Here is a 15206-nt window from a genome sequence, read left to right as displayed (position 1 = left end):
GTGGACCTGATCCGCACCCTCGAGCAGGAAGAAATCGCCCGCCTGGGCAAGACGATTCCGTCGTTCGCCCCCGGTGACACCGTCATCGTGAACGTCAACGTGGTTGAAGGCACGCGCAAGCGCGTGCAGGCCTACGAAGGCGTGGTGATCGCCAAGCGCAACCGTGGCCTGAACAGCAGCTTCATCGTGCGCAAGATCTCCAGCGGCGAAGGCGTGGAGCGTACGTTCCAGCTGTACAGCCCGCTGATCGCTTCGATCGAAGTCAAGCGCCGCGGCGATGTGCGCCGCGCCAAGCTGTACTACCTGCGCCAGCGTTCGGGCAAGTCGGCTCGAATCAAAGAGAAGCTCGCCTGATCCTCAGGTCAAGCTTGCGAAACAAGCCGCCCACCGGGCGGCTTGTTTTTTGGTGGCGCGCCACAATGCTGGCCATATGGCCCAGCCTTCCGCGCGCATCACCCAACCCCAGACCATCCCCGTCATCGGCGTGGATGAGCACCTGCCCCCGGTCGACCCCGGTCGCTTGACTGCCCAGGCGCTGCGCAGCCGCTTTGCCGCGCCGCCGCTGTACACGCCCGAGATCCCCGGCGACGGCGGCCGCTTCGCGCCCGAGCGCACGCCCACGCCGGCCTCGGTGCTGGTGCCGCTGGTGATGCGCGACGACGGCCTGCGCGTGCTGCTGACCCAGCGCACCGCGCACCTGCGCGACCATGCCGGCCAGATCAGCTTTCCCGGTGGCCGTGCCGAAGCGCATGACGCCGACGCCGTGGCCACCGCGCTGCGCGAAACCGAGGAAGAGGTGGGCCTGGCGCGCCATCACATCGAGGTCATCGGCACGCTGCCGCACTACCGTACGGTGACCAGCTACGTGGTCACACCGGTGGTCGGCCTGGTGCAGCCGCACTTCGAGCTGACGCTCGACGACAACGAGGTGGCCGAGGCCTTCGAGGTGCCGCTGTCCTTCCTGATGACGCCGGCCAACCACCGCCGCCACCGCTTCGAATGGGACGGCCACACGCGGCAGTTCCTGTCCATGCCCTGGCCGCGGCCAGGGGCCGACGACAGCTACTTCATCTGGGGCGCCACCGCAGCCATGCTGCGCAACCTGTACGCCTTCCTGGCCCAGCCGGATTGATGCGGCCGTTGCGGGGCCGTCGATGGGCGCTGTTCAGCGGCTTGGCCCCGCATCCCGCTGGGTATGATGCGCAGCGATGAGTTTCTTCGCCGTCCTGTTCGCCCTCGTCATCGAGCAGCTCAAGCCGCTGCCGCGCGACAACTGGGTGCACCACCTGCTGATGGGCTGGGTGGGCTGGACCGGCCGCAACCTCGACGCCGGCAAGTCGCACCACGCCTGGGTGGTGTGGTGCGTGTCGGTGCTGGCGCCGGGCCTGGCGATGTCGGCGGTGTACCTGGCGCTCAACCACTGGAGCGTGCTGCTGGCGCTGGCCTTCGACGTGGCCGTGCTCTACCTGACGCTGGGCTTCCGCCAGTTCAGCCACTACTACACCGACATCCGCGACGCGCTGGAGCGCGGTGACGAGATCGAGGCCCGCCGCCTGCTGGCCGAGTGGCGCCACCTGGATGCCAGCGAGCTGCCGCGCACCGAGCTGCTGCGCCATGTGCTCGAGCACGCGCTGCTGGCCGCGCACCGCCATGTGTTCGGTGTGTTCTTCTGGTTCGTGCTGCTGTCCACGCTGGGCCTGGGGCCGCTGGGCGCGGTGGTCTACCGCATGGCCGAGTTCTCCAGCCGCTACTGGAGCTTTCCCAGCAAGACGCTGGGCGTGCCGGCCAATGCCAAGCTGCTGCAGATCTCGCAGCAGATGTTCGCGCTGATCGACCACCTGCCGGCACGCCTGACCGCCTTCGGCTTTGCCGTGGTGGGCAACTTCGAGGATGCGATCAATGCCTGGCGGCGCGACGCCGCGCTGTGGCGGCATCCGAACGAGGGCGTGATCCTGGCCGCCGCGGCCGGCGCCGTGGGTGTGCAGCTGGGCGGCCATGCCGCGCCGGGCGTCAGCCCCGAGCGCTCGCGCACCTTCGATGCCGGCGCGGTGGACGATGCTGGCGCCGAGGGCAGCACGCCGGGCGACCCGCCGCAACTGGGCCACCTGCGCAGCGTGGTGGGCCTGGTGTGGCGCTCGGTGGTGCTGTGGATGCTGTTGTTGGCACTGCTGAAACTGGCCAACCTCGTCGGCTGACTGGGGCACCCGGCACCGCGGGTACGCGGCGCCACCCGCCGGGCGGGTTGGCCGGCCGGCTCCGGAGCGGCCGAGCGCTCGGCCGGCTCGCTCCGATCAATAGCGGCTCGAAGACAGCTCCGCGTGCAGCTCGCCATAGATGCGGTAGCGCGACGGGCTGATCTCGCCGCGCTCGGCCGCGGCGCGCACGCCGCAGCCGGGCTCGTGCAGGTGGGTGCAGTTGTAGAAGCGGCAGTCGCCGGCATGGGCGGCGATGTCGGGCATCAGCGTCGGCAGCTCGGCCGGGCCCACCTGGTGCAGGCCGAACTGCTGGAAGCCCGGTGAATCGAGCAGCGCGCTGTGGCGCCCGCCGTCCAGCCAGTACCAGGTGGTGCTGGTGGTGGTGTGGCGGCCGGCGTTCAGCGCGATCGAGATCTCGCCCACCTGGGCCGCGGCCTCGGGCACCATGGCATTGATCAGCGTGCTCTTGCCCATGCCGCTCGGGCCCAGCACCAGCGTGGCCTTGTCGGCCAGCAGCGGCGCCAGCAGCGCGCGCGCTTCATCCGGCCGGGCCTTGATGGCGCACTCCAGCACCGGCACGCCCATTGCGCGGTAGGGCGCCAGGCGCTCGCGGGCGGCGTCGGCGCCATCCAGGTCGGTCTTGTTCAGCACGATGGTGGTGGGGATGTGCACCTGGGCCGCGGCGATCAGCGCGCGGGTCAGCTGGCTTTCCGACCACATCGGCTGCACGGCCACCAGCACCAGCAGCTGGTCGAGGTTGGCGGCGAAGGACTTGGTCTTCCACTCGTCCTGGCGGTAGAGCAGGTTGCGGCGCTCGATCAGGCGCTCGATCACGCCCTCGTCGCCGGCGGCGGCCCACTGCACACGGTCGCCCACCACCAGGTCGCTCTTCTTGCCGCGCGGATGGCACAGCGTGCGCGTGCCATCGTCGGCCTCCACGATGCAGTGGCGGCCGTGCGAGGCCACCACCAGGCCGTTGCCGCCGGCCACCGTCATGCCGGCTGCAGGGCGTCGATCATCGCCGCGCAGATGAAGTCGTTGGCCGACAGCCCGCCCACCGAATGGGTGTTGAAGCGCACCGTGCAGGCGCCGTAGCTCACCGCCAGATCGGGGTGGTGGTCTTCGCGGTTGCAGACGAAGGCCACCGCGTTGACGAAGCCGATGGTGCGGTGGAAGTCGGCGAAGGCATAGCGCTTCTCGATCGCCGTCTGGCCGCTGGCCGTGGTGACGCGCTGCCAGCCCGGCACCTGGGCCAGCAGCGGGGCGATCTCGGCATCCGCCAGCGGCGCGCCGCTGACAGGCTGGCAATGCTGCTGGGCCAGGGGCAGGCTCATGGTCGGGCTCCGGTTCAGGCCGAGAGGGCCGCCAGCCGCTCGCTGGCCGGCGGGTGCGAGTAGTAGAAGCGCACGTACAGCGGATCGGGCGTCAGCGTGGCGGCGTTGTCCTCGTGCAGCTTGACCAGCGCGCGGGCCAGCGCCTGGCCGTCGCTGTGGGTGCGGGCATAGGCGTCGGCCTGGAACTCATGCCGGCGCGACAGCATGGCGCTGACCGGCGCGGCGAAGAAGCCGAACACCGGCACCGCCAGCATGAACAGCAGCAGCGCCAGCGCGTCATTGGGCACGGTGAGGTTGGGGCGCACGCCCAGGCCGATGTAGAAGCCGGCCCAGCCCGACAGCCAGCCCAGCAGCGCCAGCGCGCCCAGGCTCAGGCCGAACATCATCACCATGCGCTGGGTGATGTGGCGCAGCTTGAAGTGGCCCAGCTCATGCGCCAGCACGGCCTCCACCTCCAGCGGGCTCAGCTTGGCCAGCAGGGTGTCGTAGAACACCACGCGCTTGGCCGCGCCCAGGCCGGTGAAGTAGGCGTTGCCATGCGCCGATCGGCGGCTGCCGTCCATCACGAACAGGCCCTTGGCCGCGAAGCCGCAGCGCGCCATCAGCGCCTGCACGCGGCCCTTCAGCGCCTCGTCGGCCAGCGGCTCGAACTTGTTGAACAGCGGGGCGATCACGGTGGGGTAGACCACCATGATGAGCAGGTTGAAGCCCATCCACGCGCCCCAGGCCCACAGCCACCACAGGCGGCCGGTGGCGCCCATGATCCACAGGATCAGCGCCGCCAGCGGCAGGCCGATCAGCGCGCCCACCAGCAGGCCCTTGACCGCATCGCCCAGCCACAGGCCGAAGCTGCTGCGGTTGAAGCCGAAGCGCTGCTCCAGGCGGAAGGTGCTGTACAGCTCGAAGGGCAGGTCGAGCACCGCGCCGATCAGTGTGAAGCTGGTCAGCAGCGCCAGCTGGTAGGCCATGTCGCCCCAGCGCGGCTGCACGCTGGCCAGCAGCGCGCCGTTCAGCCAGTCCAGCCCGCCCAGCAGCGTCCAGCCCAGCAGCAAGGCGCTGCCGAAGGCGCTGGACAGCAGGCCCAGCCGGCCCTTGGCCAGCGTGTAGTCGGCCGCGCGCTGGTGGGCGGCCAGGCTCACGGTGCCGGCGAAAGCCGCGGGCACCTGGCTGCGGTGCTGCGCCACATGGCGCATCTGGCGGGTGGCCAGCCACAGCTTGACGGCCAGCGAGAGCACCAGCGCGGTGGCGAACAACAGGGTCAGCAGCATCGGGAACGGGACGGAAGTGGGGCGCTGCGCGGGGCGGCGTTCGGGGTGGCGGTGGGGCCCGCAAGTGTAGGGCTGCGACAATTCGGCCATGAGCACACCCGACAACGCCCCTGACGCCACCGCTGCCGCTGCGATTGCCACCGACCTGGCGCCCAGCGAGCAGAACCTGATCTGGATCGACCTGGAGATGACCGGCCTGTCGCCGTTCACCGACCGCATCATCGAGATCGCCGTGGTCGTCACCGACGCGCAGCTGACCCAGCGCGTCGAAGGCCCGGTGCTGGCCATCCACCAGAGCGACGAGGTGCTCAACGGCATGGACGCCTGGAACAAGGGCACGCACGGCAAGAGCGGCCTGATCGACCGCGTGAAGGCCAGCACCGTGGACGAGGCCGCGGCCCAGGCCCAGGTGATCGCCTGGTTGAAGCAGTACGTGCCCAAGGGCAAGAGCCCGATGTGCGGCAACTCGATCTGCCAGGACCGCCGCTTCCTGGCCAAGGACATGCCGCTGCTGGAAGACTTCTTCCACTACCGCAACCTCGACGTCAGCACACTCAAGGAGCTGGCGCGGCGCTGGAAGCCGGCCGTGCTCGATGGCTTCAAGAAGGCCCAGAAGCACACCGCGCTGGCCGACATCCACGAGTCGATCGACGAACTGCTGCACTACCGGCAGCACTTCCTGTCACTCTGAGCGTCGCACCTCGGCGGCGGTGGCCTGGGCGGCGGCCGCGCGCCGCCGCGGGCTGTCGGCCCGCTCGGTGCGCACGCCGGTGAGCGTGCGCTGGCGCAGCCGCCAGGCCTGCAGCAGCGCGCGGGCCTCGTCGTCGGGCTGGGCCGGCAGCTTCCAGTAGGCGCTGCAATCGCTCTCGCGGGCCAGCAGCTTGTGGTTCACCAGCTCGCGCCGCAGCGTCACATGGTCGCCGAAGGCGTTGGCGGCCTGCAGCACGGCGTTGACCTCGCGCTCGGTGTAGGTGCGCTTGGCCTCGAACATCGACCACAGCACCCACATCGCCAGCGCCTGCACGCTGTACTTGTTCGGCCAGCGCACCAGGCGGCCGCGGGCGTCGAACTGGCCCAGCGCCTTGCGCGCGTTGGCGCTGAGCACCCTCGCGTCGGGCGTCTCGTCAGGCGCCTGGGCCGGCGGCGGCAGCGTGGCCGGGTCGATCACCGGCGGCGGCGCGGCCGGGCGGTTGCTGACCGGCACGGCTGGCGGTGCGGCGCGCAGCGACTGCAGGTTGCGATGGCCGGCGGCGCGGGCCAGCAGGTTCAGCAGCTCCTGGTGACCGGGCGGCGGTTCGCCCTCGGCATGGCGGGCGTGAAGGGATTTGCCCAGGGCCCGCGCGAACTGCGACGCGTCGGGCACCAGCAAGGGCAGGGGGATTCGGCTCATGGCACGCTTCTCCACGCAGGCAATGCTTGACCGGTGGCGCAGCCCTGCACGGGCTGCACCGGGGTGCTGGGGGTTGCCGTCTTCCAGCCGCATCGCCCGCGCAAGAAACGCTGTCGGGATGGGGTGTGGTGGTGCCTCGTGGATCGAGGGGCAGGTTCAGCACGCGAGGGTGTCGCGCGGCAACGCCTGGGTGATCTGCCGACCGGAACCGCAGTGTAGCGCCTTCATCCTGGGGCATGATGCGCGCCCAAGCACCATGAGTTCGACTGCCGTTTCCGCTCCCCCCGTGGCCGCCGTAGCGGCGCCGCGCCCGGCCCAGCCCAGCATCAGCTGCGTGGTGCCGGCCTTCAACGAAGCCGGCAACATCGGCCCGCTGTTCGACGCGCTGCTGCCCGCGCTGGCGGCGCTGACGCCGCGCTACGAGGTCATCGTCGTCGACGATGGCAGCCGCGACGCCACCGCCCAGGCCGTGGCCGCGCGCGCGGTGGTGCCGGGCGTGCGCCTGCTGCGCCTGTCGCGCAACTTCGGCAAGGAGGCGGCGCTGACCGCCGGCATCGACCACGCCAGCGGCGACGTGGTGCTGCTGATGGACGCCGACCTGCAGCATCCGCCCGACATGATCGCCCCGATGCTGGACGCCTGGCGTCAGGGCGCCGACATGGTGACCACCGCGCGCGCCTCGCGCAGCGACGAAGCCTGGCGCAAACGCCTGGGCACGGCCTTCTTCTACTGGCTGGTGAACAGCGGCTCGCGCACGCCGATCCCGCAGGACGCCGGCGACTTCAGGCTGATGGACCGCCGCGTGGCCGATGCGCTGCGCGCTCTGCCCGAGCGCAACCGCTTCATGAAGGGCTTGTATGCGTGGGTGGGCTTTCGCACCGTGGTGCTGCCCTACACGCCGGCGCCGCGCCACTCGGGCAAGACCAGCTTCTCGCTCAAGAGCCTGTCGTCGCTCGCGGCCACCGGCATCACCGGCTTCACCAACGCGCCGCTGCGGCTGTGGGTGAAGCTGGGCGGTGGCATCGCGCTGGCGGCGCTGGCGTTCGCGGCGTGGATCGTCGTCGAGCACTTCATCAACGGCCACGATGTGCCCGGCTGGGCCACGCTGGTGGTGGGCATGGCCTTCTCGCTGGGCGTGCAGTTGCTGGGCATCGGCATCCTGGGCGAGTACATCGGCCGCATCTTCGACGAGGTGAAGCAGCGGCCGGTCTACATCGTCGGCGAGGCGCTGGGCCAGGGCTTGACCACCGGCCCCCACGTCGCTTCGCTCCTGCCCCCCGAGGGGGCTCTCAGTCCCTTGGGGCGGCCCGGCGGGACTGAGCTCGCGCGCGATGACTGAGCCGCGCCCGCTGCTGCTGTGCGCCGACGACTACGGCCTGGCCAGCGGCATCGACGCCACCATTGCCCGCCTGGTGCGCGCCGGGCGTCTGGGCGCGTTCTCGTGCATCGTCAACGGCCCGGCCTGGGGCGTGGATGCGGCCGAGGTGCCGGCGCTGCGTGCGGCCGGCGCCCAGGCCGGCTGGCACCTGAACCTCACCGAGGGCGTGCCGCTGTCGCCCGCGCTGGCCGCGCGGTGGCCGCAGCTGCCCACGCTGCCGCGGCTGCTGGCGCTGTCGCATGGGGGCCGGCTGCCGCGGGCGGCGCTGCGCGACGAACTGGCGGCGCAGTGGCAGGCCTTCGTCCAGGCCACGGGCCGTGTGCCCGATTTCGTCGATGGCCACCAGCATGTGCACCAGCTGCCCGGCGTGCGGCCGCTGCTGCTGAGCCTGCTGGGCGAGCGCGGCGCCGGTGTGCCGGTGCGCGCCACCGCGCCGCTGGCCGGTCCGGGCTTCGGCTTCAAGCGCTGGGTGATCGGTGCCACCGGCGGCTTTGCGCTGACCCGTGCGCTGCGCGGCGCCCGCATGGCCCACAACCGCAGGCTGTTGGGCGCCTATGACTTCCAGGCTACCGACTACGGCGCGCTGATGCGCGGCTGGCTGGATCAGGTGCCGGCCGAGGGCGCGCTGCTGTTCTGCCACCCCGGCGCGCGCTCGGCCGATGCGCCGGCCGACGTGATCGCCGCGGCGCGCGAGCGCGAGGCGGCCTACCTGGGCAGTGACGCGTTCCCGCGCGACCTGGCCGCAGCCGGCGTGTGCCTGGCGCCGGTGTGGCGCTGAGCCACCTGAGCCTCAGCCGAAGGACCAGCGCTTGTTGACCACGTAGGTCAGCACCATGGCCACCCCCGTGGCCGCCATCTGCGCCAGCAGGTAGTGCAGCCCCAGCCGCGTGCCCAGCGCCACCACGCCGGCGCTGGTGGCTGCGCCCAGCAGCGCCGTGACCTGGAAGCGCACCCAGGCCTGCCACCACGGCCCGGCATGGCCGAAGGTGAAGCGCCGGTTGCCCACGAACGCCAGCTGCGCACCCAGCACCGCGCCGGCGGCGGCGGCCAGCGGCGCCGGCCAGTGCATGCGTTCCACCCCCCAGGCCAGCAGCAGGTAGTGCGCGGCGGTGGCCACGGCACCCACGGCCAGGTAGCGCAGGAAGGGCCGTGAGGCGGCGCTCACGCGGTCAGGCCGCCACCGGCTCGCACTGCCGCGGTGGCGCGCGCCACAGCTGGGCATGGCGGCCCTGCATCACCTTCACCGCGCCGGGCACCTGGGCGGCGCGCGGGTTGGCGTGGTTGCCCTCCACCAGCCAGATCACCTGGCCCTGGCACACCAGGCGCGGCAGGCTGTCCAGCGGCACCAGCAGGGCCTCGGCCGCGGCGGGGTCGAAGCGCGTGGCGTCCGACAGCTCGCGTCGCCAGTCGTCGCGCAGGCGGATGGCGGGGTCGTCCCAGCGGCTGGCCAGCAGGGCCGGCTTGGCCAGGCGGGCCTCGAAGGCCACGTCGTGGAAGCCGCCGTCCACCATCACCACCTGATCGCCGGCGCCCATCTGCCGCGCCAGCGCGCGGCCCACGTCGCGGTTGGACTTGGGCGCCTGCCAGGCCAGCAGCACCACGCTGCCCAGGCACAGCACCACGCCCAGCGCGGTGGCCGTGCGCCGCCAGCGCGAGGCCACCAGCACCGGCGCGATCAGCATGCACCAGGGCGCCAGCGTGGGCAGGATGTAGCCCACCAGCTTGGACTTGGGCAGGCTGAAGAACAGCAGGATGGCCAGCAGCCACCAGGCCAGCAGCGCGCCGCGACCATCGCTGTCGGCCCAGGCGCGCTGCTGCCAGAAGCGGCGCAGCGCGGCCGGCGCGAAGGCGCTCCACGGCAGCGTCAGCAGCGGCAGCACGGCGAAGTAGAACCACACCGGCTGGCGGTTGTTGAAGGTGCCCGCCGACGCATAGCGCCGGAAGTGCTGCTCCATCACGAAGTAGTCGAAAAAGCCCGGGAAGCGCTGCTGCATGGCCACGAACCACGGCAGGGCGATCACGGCGAAGACCGCCAGCCCGGCCGGATGCAGCAGCGCCAGCAGCTGGCGCCAGCGCCCGCGGGCCAGCAGCCACGGGCCGATGATGAGGGCCGGCAGCACGATGCCGATCAGGCCCTTGGCCAGCACGGCCAGGCCACAGGCGGCCCAGCCGGCCAGGCGCCAGCGCGCATCCACGGTGCCGGGCTGCTCGAGCGCGCGGGCGAAGGCCAGCACCGCCACGCTGAGCGTGCCGGCCACCAGCATGTCGTGGTTGGCGTACTGCCCGCCCACGTAGAAGAACACGCAGGTGGCCAGCGCGCCCAGGCCGGCCGCGGCCACGCGCTCGCCATGCCAGCGCCGCAGCGTGAGCCACAGCGCCGCGCCCATCAGCCAGGCGCCCAGCGCCGGGCCCATGCGCGCGGCGAAGGCGCTGACGCCGAAGACGCGCATCGCCAGCATGTCCACCCAGTAGGTGAGCGGCGGCTTGTGGAAGAAGGGCAATCCGCCCAGCAGAGGCACCAGGCCGTCGCCGGCCAGCATCTCGCGCGCCACCTCGCCATAGCGGCCCTCGTCGGGCAGCAGCAGCGGGCGCAGGCCGGCGGTGGCCAGCAGCCACAGCGCCAGCAGGCCCAGCACCCACGGCGCCGAGCCCAGCCGCGGGCGCAGCACGCTCAATGCGCTCACACGCCCAGCAGTTCGACCTCGAACACCAGCGTGGCGTTGGGCGGGATCACGCCGCCGGCACCGCGCGGGCCGTAGCCCAGCTCGGGCGGGATCACCAGCACGCGCGTGCCGCCGACCTGCATGCCCTGCACGCCGTCGTCCCAGCCGCGGATGACCATGCCGGCGCCCAGGTGGAAGCGGAACGGGTCGCCGCGGTCCTTGCTGCTGTCGAACTTGCGGCCGCGGCCGTTGGGCGCGGCGGGGTCGTGCAGCCAGCCGGTGTAGTGCACGGTGACGCGGTTGCCGGCCGCAGCCGTGGCACCGCTGCCCACCACCACGTCGGTGATCTCCAGCGGCTTGCGCTCGGGTTCGGGCAGCAGTTCCACCTCGAACACCAGCGTGGCGTTGGGCGGGATCACGCCGCCGGCGCCGCGCGCGCCGTAGCCCAGCTCGGGCGGGATGGTCAGCACGCGCGTGCCGCCCACCTGCATACCCTGCACGCCCTCGTCCCAGCCGCGGATGACCATGCCGGCGCCCAGCTCGAACTCGAAGGGTTCGCCGCGGTCCTTGCTGCTGTCGAACTTCTGGCCGCGGCCGTTGGGCGCGGCGGGGTCGTGCAGCCAGCCGGTGTAGTGCACGGTGACCGACTGGCCGGCCTGGGCGGTGGCGCCGGTGCCCGGCGTGGTGTCTTCGTACTGGAGGCCGGAGGCGGTGGTGGTCATCGGCGGGGTGTCCTGGTGATCGCGGGGTGAACGCGGGAATGTCGGGGCGGCATCATGCCATCACAGCCACATCTGGCTCCACGCCAGCGTGGCGGCCTGCAGCCAGTCGGGCACCAGCGTGGGCTGCAGCAGCGGCAGGCCCAGCGTGCGCGCGGCGTCGCGCAGGGCCGGCAGCGGGTCGCGCGTGTCCAGCGGGGCTGCGCCGTTCTGCTTGCTGAGCTTGTGGCCGTCGGCGCCCATCACCAGCGGCACGTGCAGGTAGCGCGGCTCGGGCAGGGCCAGCAGGCGCTGCAGGTGGATCTGGCGCGCGGTGTTGTCGGCCAGGTCCTCGCCGCGCACCACGTCGGTGACGCCCTGGTCGCCGTCGTCCACCACCACGGCCAGCTGGTAGGCCCACAGGCCGTCGGCGCGGTGCAGCACGAAATCCCCCACCTCGCGCGCCACGTTCTGGCGGTGCGGGCCCAGGCGGCGGTCGTGCCAGCTGACCACGGCCTCGATGCCGCCGCACACGGTCAGCAGCCGCATCGCGCGCGCCGGCCGGTCGTGCAGGCCGCCGCGGCAGGTGCCGGGGTACACGCGCTCCTCGAAGCGCCCGCCCAGCACGCCCAGCGCCACCAGGGCTTCCTCCACCTCGCGGCGGGTGCAGGCGCAGGGGTAGACCACGCCCAGCGCCTTCAGCCGCGCCATCGCGGCGCCGTAGTGGTCGCTGCGCTGCGACTGGTAGACCGGCGGCGCATCGGGGAACAGCCCGCAGCGCGCCAGCTGGCGCAGGATCAGTTCGTCGGCGCCGGGCACGCAGCGCGGTGTGTCCACGTCCTCGATGCGCACCAGCCACTGGCCGCCGTGGGCGCGTGCATCCAGCCAGCTGGCCAGGGCCGCCACCAGCGAGCCGGCGTGCAGCGGGCCGGTGGGCGAAGGGGCGAACCGGCCGATGTATCCGGGCCGGCGGGGACTGCTGCGGTCGGGCATGGCCTGCGGGCTATTCCAGCGGTTCCAGCAGCCCGCAATGGCGGTCGAGCAGCGCGGCGCGGGTGGTGGGGCTGTCCAGCTGGCCCAGCCACCACTGCAGCGCCTGGCCGCGCGCGGCATTGCGCCGCCAGGCGTAGCCGAAGCGGGCCGGCACGCGCTGGCGGGCCACCTGGCGCGCCACCAGGCGGCCGGCGCGCAGGTGGTCGCGCGCCTGCGGCTCGGGCACGAAGCCGCAACCCAGGCAGCGCAGCAGCGCCTCGACCTTGGCGGCCATGGTCGGCACGGTCAGCACGTCCTGGCCGGGCAGCAGGTTGACCGTGACCGGGCTCATGCGCTGGGCCGAATCGGCCACCGCCACGGCGCGGTGGGCGAAGATCTGCTCGTCGGTGAGCGGTGCGTCGCCGGCGGCCAGCGGGTGGTGCGGCGCGACGCAGAACACGAACTCCACCTCGCCCAGCGGCTGCAGCTCGATGCCGGCCTGCGGCGTGCCGCCCAGCATCACGCCGATCGACAGGTCGGCCTGGCCGGTGACCAGCGCCTCCCAGGTGCCGGCCATGATCTCGCGGCGCAGCTTCAGCCGCGTGCCGGGGGGCTGGCCGTCGGCCATGCGCTGGGCGTAGAAGCCCTCGATCAGCTCGAACATCACCAGCCGCGACACCACGCCATCGGCCACGATGGTCAGCTCGCTTTCCCAGCCGGTGGCCACGCGGCGCACGCGGTTGGCCACGGCGTCCATCTCGGCCAGCAGGCGCCGGCCCTCGTTGAGCAGTTCCTGCCCGGCGGCGGTGAGCTGGGCCTGGCGCGAGCGGCGGTCGAACAGCAGCACGTCCAGCGCCTCTTCGAGCTGGCGCACGCTGTAGGTCAGGGCCGAGGGCACGCGGCCCAGCTCGCGCGCGGCGGCGGCAAAGCTGCCGCAGCGGGCGATGGTGTCCATCATCAGCAGCGCGTCGGGGGTCAGGGCCTGGCGGCGGGATTCGGGCATGTCAATCCGGTGTCAGCCTTTCATCTTATTTGAACGGATGCTTCAAGCCCTGGGCCACCACACCGGCTTGCGGGGGTGCCACCATGGCGGCCACGCTGGAGACCCATCACCATGATCACGTTGCGACGCGCCGAAGACCGCGGCCATGCCGACCACGGCTGGCTCAAGAGCTGGCACACCTTCTCGTTTGGCGAGTACCACGACCCTGCGCACATGGGCTTCGGCAACCTGCGCGTCATCAACGACGACCGCATCGCGCCGGGCACCGGCTTCGGCACGCATGGCCACCGCGACATGGAGATCGTGAGCTACGTGCTCGACGGCGCGCTGGCGCACAAGGACTCGATGGGCAACGGCGCGGCCATCGTGCCGGGCGAGGTGCAGCGCATGAGTGCCGGCACCGGCGTGATGCACAGCGAGTTCAACCACGCCCGCGACAGCACGACGCACTTCCTGCAGATCTGGATCTACCCCGAGCGCGCCGGCATCGCCCCCGGCTACGAGCAGAAGGCCTTCCCCGAGGCCGCCAAGCGCGGTCGCCTGGCCCTGGTGGCCGCGCGCGACGGCCGCGACGGCGCGGTGACGATCCATGCCGATGCGGCCATCCGCGCCGGCCTGTTCGACGGCGATGAAGCGGCCGAACTGGTGCTGGCGCCCGGCCGCCGCACCTGGGTGCACCTGGCGCGCGGTGAGCTCACCGTGAACGGCCAGGCGCTGAAGGCCGGCGATGCGATGGGCCTGGTGGACGAGCCGCTGCTGACCCTGGCCAAGGGCAGCGGTGCCGAGGTGCTGGTCTTCGACCTGAAGGCCTGACCGGTTCAGGCCTCGGCCTCGTCCTTGCGGCCGTAGCCCGGTCGGATGCGCACCGCGGCCACGGCCAGGAAGGACGGCAGCGTGGCCACGCACACCCAGGCGAAGAAGCCGGCATAGCCCAGCTGCGCCTGCAGCCAGCCGGCGGCCATGCCCGGCAGCATCATGCCCAGGGCCATGAAGCCGGTGCAGATGGCGTAGTGCGCGGTCTGGTGCGGGCCCTCGGCCACCATCATCATGAACACCATGTAGGCCGCGAAGCCGAAGCCGTAGCCGAACTGCTCGGCCACCAGGGCCGCGCTGATCCAGCCCAGCTGTTGCGGCTGGGCCAGCGCCAGCGCCACGAACAGCAGGTTGGGCGCGTGCATGGCGATCACCATCGGCCACAGCATGCGGTCGAGCCCGCGGCGCGAGATCACCCAGCCGCCCAGCAGCCCGCCGGCGGTGAGCGCCGCCACGCCCAGCGTGCCGTAGGCCAGGCCCAGCTGCTGGTTGCTCAGGCCCAGGCCACCGGCGGCGGTGCCGTCCAGCAGAAAGGGCGCCACCAGCTTCAGCAGCTGCGCCTCGGCAAAGCGGTACAGCAGCAGGAAGGCCAGCACGCGGCCGATGCCGGGCTGGCGCAGGAAGCTGGCGAACACGGTGACGAATTCGCGCAGCATCCCGCGCGCGGACCGCTGTGGCTGCCGTGGCGGCTCGGCGGGCCTTGGCAGGCTGACCGTGTGCAGCAGCGCCAGCGCCGCGAAGCCCAGCGCCAGCAGCCCGAACACGCGCAGCCAGGCGCCGGCCGCGCCGCCCTCGGGGTGCTGCTGCTGCCACCAGCCGGCCAGCGCGATCAGCCCGCCCTGGCCGGCGATCATCGCCAGCCGGTAGCAGGTGCTGCGCACGCCGACGAAGGCCGCGCGCTGGCGCTGCGCCAGGGCCTGCAGGTAGAAGCCGTCGGCGGCGATGTCGTGCGTGGCCGAGGCGAAGGCCAGCAGCCACAGCACGGCCAGCGTGGCGCGCAGCGGCTCGGGCCCGGGCAGCACCAGGGCCACGCCGCCGAGTGCTGCGCCGATCAGCCACTGCATCGCCAGGATCCAGCGCCGCGGCGTGCCGATCAGCTCGACCAGCGGGCTCCACAGCGGCTTGATCACCCACGGCAGGTACAGCCAGCCGGTGACGAGCGCGATCTCGGTGTTGCTGACGCCCAGGTTCTTGTACATCACCACCGCCAGCGTCATGACCACCACATAGGGCAGGCCCTGGCCGAAGTACAGCGTGGGGATCCAGCGCCAGGGCGAGGGCGCGCGCGCGGGCGGGTTGGCGGGGGCGGCGTGGGGCGAAGGCAAGCGCAAGCGTCCGTCGGGTGTCTGCACGGCGCAACGCCGCGGCGCCCACTGTAGCGCCCAGCGCTGGTGCGCCGTGGCCGCCTTCCCTGGGAACGACGCGGCGCCGGGCGGCCACCCATGCCATCAGGTTATGGGCGGATGGGGATCCGGCACGTGTGCGGAAATGT

The 15206-nt window shown here is 72.2% G+C and carries 17 protein-coding genes and 1 pseudogene; 7 read left to right on the top strand and 11 right to left on the bottom strand.

All coding sequences use genetic code 11. The features are described from left to right. The 3 genes from rplS to AACH10_RS02595 all read left to right on the top strand — a co-directional run bounded on the left by rplS (position 1) and on the right by AACH10_RS02595 (position 2195). The gene (rplS, locus tag AACH10_RS02605) at positions 1-354 is read left to right on the top strand and encodes a 50S ribosomal protein L19 (protein WP_341408791.1); all 354 of its coding nucleotides are present in this window, start codon (positions 1-3) and stop codon (positions 352-354) included. 76 nt (positions 355-430) lie between these two features. Continuing rightward, positions 431-1132 carry a CoA pyrophosphatase gene (locus AACH10_RS02600; RefSeq protein WP_341408790.1) on the top strand — a complete coding sequence of 234 codons (702 nt, stop codon included), beginning with the start codon at positions 431-433 and terminating at the stop codon, positions 1130-1132. A gap of 76 nt (positions 1133-1208) precedes the next feature. Further along, positions 1209-2195 carry a CobD/CbiB family protein gene (locus AACH10_RS02595; protein ID WP_341408789.1) on the top strand — a complete coding sequence of 329 codons (987 nt, stop codon included), beginning with the start codon at positions 1209-1211 and terminating at the stop codon, positions 2193-2195. A 96-nt stretch (positions 2196-2291) separates the two neighbouring features. On the opposite strand, the gene rsgA is transcribed toward AACH10_RS02595, so the two are convergent. The 3 genes from rsgA to AACH10_RS02580 are packed head-to-tail and all read right to left on the bottom strand — an operon-like array spanning position 2292 to position 4797. Further along, positions 2292-3224 (bottom strand): ribosome small subunit-dependent GTPase A, encoded by a 933-nt coding sequence (gene rsgA, locus AACH10_RS02590; protein ID WP_423228555.1) that lies wholly within the window; start codon positions 3222-3224, stop codon positions 2292-2294. Next, a complete protein-coding gene (locus AACH10_RS02585; protein WP_341408787.1) occupies positions 3188-3529 on the bottom strand; it encodes a 4a-hydroxytetrahydrobiopterin dehydratase in 342 nt (113 codons plus the stop codon). The genes rsgA and AACH10_RS02585 overlap by 37 nt, the downstream gene beginning before the upstream one ends. 14 nt (positions 3530-3543) lie before the next feature. After that, positions 3544-4797 carry a M48 family metallopeptidase gene (locus AACH10_RS02580; protein ID WP_341408786.1) on the bottom strand — a complete coding sequence of 418 codons (1254 nt, stop codon included), beginning with the start codon at positions 4795-4797 and terminating at the stop codon, positions 3544-3546. A gap of 88 nt (positions 4798-4885) precedes the next feature. On the opposite strand from AACH10_RS02580, the gene orn reads away from it, so the two are divergent. Further along, complete coding sequence (gene orn / locus AACH10_RS02575; RefSeq protein WP_341408785.1) at positions 4886-5488, top strand: oligoribonuclease; 603 nt, start codon at positions 4886-4888, stop codon at positions 5486-5488. On the opposite strand, the gene AACH10_RS02570 is transcribed toward orn, so the two are convergent. After that, on the bottom strand, positions 5480-6187 hold the full coding sequence (locus AACH10_RS02570; RefSeq protein ID WP_341408784.1) for a DUF2087 domain-containing protein: 708 nt from the start codon (positions 6185-6187) through the stop codon (positions 5480-5482). The two genes, orn and AACH10_RS02570, sit on opposite strands and share 9 nt — an antisense overlap. Before the next feature lie 256 nt (positions 6188-6443). Between AACH10_RS02570 and AACH10_RS02565 the strand changes: the two genes are divergently transcribed. Together AACH10_RS02565 and AACH10_RS02560 are read left to right on the top strand one after the other, a co-directional pair. After that, positions 6444-7526 (top strand): glycosyltransferase family 2 protein, encoded by a 1083-nt coding sequence (locus AACH10_RS02565; RefSeq protein ID WP_423228547.1) that lies wholly within the window; start codon positions 6444-6446, stop codon positions 7524-7526. Beyond that, the gene (locus AACH10_RS02560; protein WP_341408782.1) at positions 7519-8343 is read left to right on the top strand and encodes a ChbG/HpnK family deacetylase; all 825 of its coding nucleotides are present in this window, start codon (positions 7519-7521) and stop codon (positions 8341-8343) included. Before AACH10_RS02565 ends, AACH10_RS02560 begins: the two co-directional genes overlap by 8 nt. Before the next feature lie 12 nt (positions 8344-8355). On the opposite strand, the gene AACH10_RS02555 is transcribed toward AACH10_RS02560, so the two are convergent. The 6 genes and pseudogenes from AACH10_RS02555 to AACH10_RS02530 all read right to left on the bottom strand — a co-directional run bounded on the left by AACH10_RS02555 (position 8356) and on the right by AACH10_RS02530 (position 12901). Beyond that, positions 8356-8730, bottom strand: coding sequence for a GtrA family protein (locus AACH10_RS02555; RefSeq protein ID WP_341408781.1), 375 nt, complete (start codon positions 8728-8730; stop codon positions 8356-8358). 4 nt (positions 8731-8734) lie between these two features. After that, entirely contained in the window at positions 8735-10249 is a 1515-nt protein-coding gene (locus tag AACH10_RS02550) for a glycosyltransferase family 39 protein (protein ID WP_341408780.1), read from the bottom strand. Further along, positions 10246-10605, bottom strand: a complete 360-nt coding sequence (locus AACH10_RS02545) for an FKBP-type peptidyl-prolyl cis-trans isomerase (RefSeq protein WP_341409192.1) — start codon at positions 10603-10605, stop codon at positions 10246-10248. The genes AACH10_RS02550 and AACH10_RS02545 overlap by 4 nt, the downstream gene beginning before the upstream one ends. Further along, positions 10603-10950 (bottom strand): annotated as a pseudogene (locus AACH10_RS02540) (FKBP-type peptidyl-prolyl cis-trans isomerase); the annotation flags it as partial. The pseudogene AACH10_RS02540 and the gene AACH10_RS02545, both read right to left, overlap by 3 nt. A 60-nt stretch (positions 10951-11010) precedes the next feature. Continuing rightward, positions 11011-11919: a tRNA glutamyl-Q(34) synthetase GluQRS gene (gene gluQRS / locus AACH10_RS02535; protein WP_341408779.1), complete on the bottom strand. Its 909-nt coding sequence runs from the start codon at positions 11917-11919 to the stop codon at positions 11011-11013. 10 nt (positions 11920-11929) lie between these two features. After that, positions 11930-12901 carry a LysR family transcriptional regulator gene (locus AACH10_RS02530; protein ID WP_341408778.1) on the bottom strand — a complete coding sequence of 324 codons (972 nt, stop codon included), beginning with the start codon at positions 12899-12901 and terminating at the stop codon, positions 11930-11932. 111 nt (positions 12902-13012) lie between these two features. On the opposite strand from AACH10_RS02530, the gene AACH10_RS02525 reads away from it, so the two are divergent. After that, complete coding sequence (locus tag AACH10_RS02525) at positions 13013-13714, top strand: pirin family protein (RefSeq protein ID WP_341408777.1); 702 nt, start codon at positions 13013-13015, stop codon at positions 13712-13714. Between the two features lie 5 nt (positions 13715-13719). Here the strand turns inward: AACH10_RS02525 and AACH10_RS02520 are convergent, their stop codons facing one another. Further along, positions 13720-15039: an MFS transporter gene (locus AACH10_RS02520; protein WP_341408776.1), complete on the bottom strand. Its 1320-nt coding sequence runs from the start codon at positions 15037-15039 to the stop codon at positions 13720-13722. Positions 15040-15206: the final 167 nt, after the last annotated feature.

It is taken from the genome of Pseudaquabacterium inlustre (assembly GCF_038066595.1).
Lineage (GTDB): Bacteria > Pseudomonadota > Gammaproteobacteria > Burkholderiales > Burkholderiaceae_C > Pseudaquabacterium > Pseudaquabacterium inlustre.
Note: the sequence above shows the minus strand (reverse complement) of the source record. Positions and strands in the feature narration are given on the sequence as shown.